Origin of the sequence: Kitasatospora sp. NPDC048407, assembly GCF_043200475.1 — a bacterium.
GTDB lineage: Bacteria > Actinomycetota > Actinomycetes > Streptomycetales > Streptomycetaceae > Kitasatospora.
This window is the reverse complement of record NZ_JBICXW010000050.1, coordinates 1-2507: the sequence shown is the minus strand read 5'-3', so window position 1 is coordinate 2507 and position 2507 is coordinate 1. Positions and strand designations below refer to the sequence as shown.

The 2507-nt window shown below is 70.8% G+C and carries 4 protein-coding genes and 1 pseudogene; all 5 read left to right on the top strand.

What is annotated here, in order from left to right; all coding sequences use genetic code 11:
- The coding region (locus ACGFWJ_RS36170) for a tetratricopeptide repeat protein (RefSeq protein ID WP_392956997.1) at nt 1–415 on the top strand (415 nt) is incomplete at its 5' end.
- Nucleotides 416–505: 90 nt separating this feature from the next.
- Nucleotides 506–775: pseudogene (locus ACGFWJ_RS36165) on the top strand (HNH endonuclease); the annotation flags it as partial.
- Between the two features lie 41 nt (nt 776–816).
- Entirely contained in the window at nt 817–1350 is a 534-nt protein-coding gene (locus ACGFWJ_RS36160) for an NUDIX hydrolase (protein ID WP_392956996.1), read from the top strand.
- 143 nt (nt 1351–1493) lie between these two features.
- Nucleotides 1494–1664 carry a hypothetical protein gene (locus tag ACGFWJ_RS36155; protein WP_392956994.1) on the top strand — a complete coding sequence of 57 codons (171 nt, stop codon included), beginning with the start codon at nt 1494–1496 and terminating at the stop codon, nt 1662–1664.
- A gap of 455 nt (nt 1665–2119) precedes the next feature.
- Entirely contained in the window at nt 2120–2404 is a 285-nt protein-coding gene (locus tag ACGFWJ_RS36150) for a hypothetical protein (protein WP_392956992.1), read from the top strand.
- Nucleotides 2405–2507 lie beyond the last annotated feature (103 nt).

The following is a 2507-nucleotide window of genomic DNA, read 5'->3' as shown; positions in this document are numbered from 1 at the left end:
GCGGGCGGAGGGCCTGGCCGCCGTCGAGGAAGCCGTCACCATCCGCCGCACCCTCGCCCAGACCAACCCCGACGCCTACCTGCCCGACCTCGCCAGCGCCCTCAACAACCTCTCCATCCGGCTGGGCGAGACGGGCCGGCGGGCGGAAGGGCTGGCCGCCGTCGAGGAAGCCGTCACCATCCGCCGCACCCTCGCCCAGACCAACCCCGACGCCTACCTGCCCGACCTCGCCACGGCTCTCAACAACCTCTCCATCCGGCTGGGCGAGACGGGCCGGCGGGCGGAGGGCCTGGCCGCCGTCGAGGAAGCCGTCACCATCCGCCGCACCCTCGCCCAGACCAACCCCGACCTCTTCGGAGCAGATCTACAGCAGTCCCTGGCCGTGGTCGACTGGCTTGAGGGGCTCAATCCATAGGCGAGCGCGGCGGCTACCGCCGCACGCCCCGGCACGAGGAATATGGCACGTTCGGAATGACGCTCCCCGCCAGTCGGGGCCTCCGCCTGGTCGGCGGCCGAGCGCCAGGCCTACGCCAACGACCTCGATGAGCCGCGGGCGCTGATCGCGGTCTCCGCGAAGTCCAACCGCAGCAAGGCCGACAAGGACGTCACCGAGTGGCTCCCGCCCGCAGACGGGTACCGCTGTACCTATATCACCGACTGGACCGTGGTGAAGACCCGCTGGGGCCTGACGATCGACCAGGCCGAGGCCGACACCCTCCACCACCTTGCCGCCGCCTGCCCCAACGAGGCGCTCACCGTCACACTCGCCCGCTGACCACCAACGCCGGCCCGCACGCCAGCAGGGAGACCAGCACGGTGACCTCGCCGACCATCGAGCCCTCCGCGTTCGCCGCCACCCTCCCCCACCACGCCGTTTCTGCCTCCGTTCTCGTCACCGACGAAGACGGACGGATCCTGATGCTCCACCAGGCCCGCCCCTACCCAGGACACCCCGCCTGGTGGCAACCACCCGCAGGCCTCGCCGACCCCGGAGAGACCCCCATCGCCACCGCCCTGCGCGAAGTCACCGAAGAAACCGGTCTCCACCCCACCACACCGCTGCGCCCGCTCGCTGTCGACTACCGCTGTGCGGCCGGCGGCTGGCCGCCGGTCATCGACTTCGCGTTCGCGGCCGACCCGATGCCGGCGCGGCACCCGGTACGGCTGAGCGCGGAACACGAGGCGTTCGCGTGGCGGACCTTCGAGGAGTGGCTGCCGTTCCTGCAGCCCGAGCAGAGCGCCTGGTTCGTGTCGCTGTGGCAGGCCCATCTGCGGGGCGCGACGGTCGTGCTCGTCGACGGCCGGGACACCGCCGCGCCGATGCCGCCCGCGCTACGGTCCGGGGGCTGAAGGCGGCTCTGGGCTGTGGGGACGTCAGCTGGTCGGGCGTCGGGTCGGGGTGGCCGAGGCCGGGCTGTCAGTGGGCGTGGTCGGCTCGATAGCTTCATCCGTCGTTGCTGAACTCCATTGCAGGGAAAAGGAGTTACTTCTCGGTGGCACTGTCGGTGGCGCGTGAAGGCTCGCTCTGCCGTCTCGCTGAGGTCGTGCAGCAGGTGCCGGCGGTCCGCGACCTAGACGGCCTGAGGTTCTCCGACGGCGGTGCCCTTGGCGAAGAACGGTGCGCGGCCCCGGCGCGCGACCTCGACGCCCGGCAGCAGGCCTGAGCATTCCCGGGTGGCGGCTGTTGGCTGCCGGCCGGTGCACACCCGGCGGTTGATGTCGATACCTGCTCCGGCGCTGGCGGGGCGTTCGACAACGTGAGGACACGGGCGCGGGGCACGAAGAAGGACACTCGATCGCAGTGTCGAGGTGCGTATACACGGTCGGTGGCAGTGCCGGTGACCAGCACTGATGCACGTGCATATGGCATATGCCAGAAAGCATGGGTGCCAGGGGTGATCTTGAGCCTCTGACGTGCCGTTTTGTGCTTTGAGAGCGGCCGTTCCGGTGTGTGAGGTTTCCGGCCGGAGCGGAGAAGATGTCGCAGAGTGACGGAAAAAGTACAGGGAGTCGGTGCGGGCAGATAGTGTCACCGCGTGAGAGGCCCTGGTCGGCCTGAGAACTGAGTGCAGGGCCTCTCACGACCGCTGTATCAACTTCTCCAACGAAGGAGACCTCAATGGCCTCTGTTCGTCGGGCGGACCGTCAGCGAAAGCCGCTGATCAACCGCCGGAACGACCGTACCATCCTGATGTTCCCGTGGCGGGGGCGCTGGCAAACCTTGACCTTGACTGACTGTGCTGTCAGCCTCGCCGTCCTCGCCTTCGTGGCGCTGCCCGCCGCGATTCTCGTCCTGATCCGGGAGCTGGACCCGGAGCAGGCCTCCCGTGCCGTCGCGGCCCTGGCCGTTCTGATCAGCGCCGTTGGCGGGTTCCGCACCGCTGGGCGCCGGCGGCGCCGCTAGCGCCGTCCCGGGGGGGGGGGGGGGGGGGGGGGGGGGGGGGGGGGGGGGGGGGGGGGGGGGGGGGGGGGGGGGGGGGGGGGGGGGGGGGGGGGGGGGGGGGGGG

What these genes read in the sequence shown, in the direction of transcription:
- ACGFWJ_RS36150 (WP_392956992.1), top strand. Translation starts at nt 2,120, where the DNA reads ATGGCCTCTGTTCGTCGGGCGGACCGTCAGCGAAAGCCGCTGATCAAC.